The sequence below is a fragment of the Stenotrophomonas maltophilia group sp. Smal32 genome (assembly GCF_030237085.1).
In the GTDB taxonomy this organism is placed as follows: Bacteria; Pseudomonadota; Gammaproteobacteria; order Xanthomonadales; family Xanthomonadaceae; genus Stenotrophomonas; species Stenotrophomonas maltophilia_Q.
This window is the reverse complement of the sequence record NZ_JASJSI010000011.1, coordinates 63,143-64,740: the sequence shown is the minus strand read 5'-3', so window position 1 is coordinate 64,740 and position 1,598 is coordinate 63,143. Positions and strand designations below refer to the sequence as shown.

Below are 1,598 nucleotides of genomic sequence, written 5' to 3'. Positions count from 1 at the left end.
CGAGCGCATGCTCGGCTGGTTTTGCATTCGTGCAGGTGACGACGAAGAGCAGCCGAGCTTGGGCTCGGCTCTACAGGATCAACCCTGCCCGGCCAGCGCGCGCAGGGTGATGCCGACGATGTAGGCCAGATAGGTGCCGGTGGCGTAGCCCATCGTGCCCAGCAGCACGCCCACCGGCGCCAGCGCCGGATGGAACGCCGCGGCCACCACCGGTGCCGAGGCTGGCCCACCGATGTTCGATTGCGAGCCGATGGCGAAGTAGAAGAACGGCACTTTCAGCAGCTTGCCCAGGCACCACAGCAGCACGATGTGCACGCTGATCCAGATGATGCCCAGCAGGAACAGCCACGGACGGTCCAGCAGCGCCAGCAGATCCATCTGCATGCCGATGCAGGCGATCAGGAAGTACAGCAGCAGCGAGCCCAGGCGCGATGCACCCGCGCCCTCGAGATTGCGTGCACGGGTGAAACTGAGGCTGAGGCCCAACGTGGTCGACAGCACCACCACCCACACGAACGGCGCATCCAGGCTGAACTGCGCAGCCCAGCTGACATTGGCCTTGAACCACGCCGCCAGCGGCGCGCCAATGGCGTGGGCCAGCCCGACACCGCCAAAGGCCACCGCCACGATCAACATCAGGTCGGTGAGGCTGGGAATGCGTTCATGCTCAGCCTGGAAGCGCGCGATGCGCTCCTTCAGCTCATCGATGGCCGAGGTATCTGCGCCGCTGCGTGCATCGATCTTCGCGGTACGCCCGGCCAGGAAGATCAGAGCGGCCATCCACACGTAGCCGACACCCACGTCGACCACCGCGAACTGGCCGAACGTGGTGGCGTTGACGTCGAACACTTCGCGCATCGCCAGCATGTTGGCGCCGCCACCGATCCAGCTGCCCGCCAACGCGGCCATGCCGGCCCAGGTGTCACCGGCCACGGTTTCCGGATGTACGGCGCGCATCAGCAGGAAAGCCACTACCGCGCCGAGCATGATGCTGGCCGAAGCGCCCAGGTACATCAGCACCAGCTTCGGGCCGAGCCGCAGGATGCCCTTGATGTCCACCGCCAGGGTGAGCAGGATCAGCGCCGCCGGCAGCAGGATGTCGCGCGCGATCGGGTTGTAGAGCCTGGTGTTCTGCCCGTCGATCAGGCCGACGGTGTTGTAGATGCCGGGAATCAGGTAGCACAGCAGCAGCGCCGGCACGAAGGTGTAGAAGCGCTTCCACAGGCCCTGCTCACGGGAGGCGGTCCAGAACACGGCGCCGAGCGTGGCGGCGATCAAACCAAAGACGACGATGTCGTTCTGGATCAGAGCAGTCGAAGGCATGCATGCGCTCATGTAGAGCCGAGCCATGCTCGGCTGCTGTTGGCGGGGAACCTCGCCCCCAGCACCCCCCCATTGGTGGGCTCTACAACAAACACATCGCCCCCCCGGGGGGGGGCGGTGGTCCCGGTTATTTGCCGCAGTGGTGCTTTACCCACGCAAATACGGTGTTGTTGCAAACCATTCTGTTTTTTGGCTTAATCACACACTTGTTTTAAATACCGCAATAAAACAAAAAAGATATGAATACCAAGCGGAGGGCACCCGTGTAACCACCC

At 63.7% G+C, this 1,598-nt stretch carries 1 protein-coding gene; it reads right to left on the bottom strand.

Annotated elements, in window-relative coordinates:
* Positions 1–78: 78 nt before the first annotated feature.
* Positions 79–1,323, bottom strand: a complete 1,245-nt coding sequence (locus QRO91_RS04625; RefSeq protein WP_100443784.1) for a DUF819 domain-containing protein — start codon at positions 1,321–1,323, stop codon at positions 79–81.
* Between the last annotated feature and the right edge of the window lie 275 nt (positions 1,324–1,598).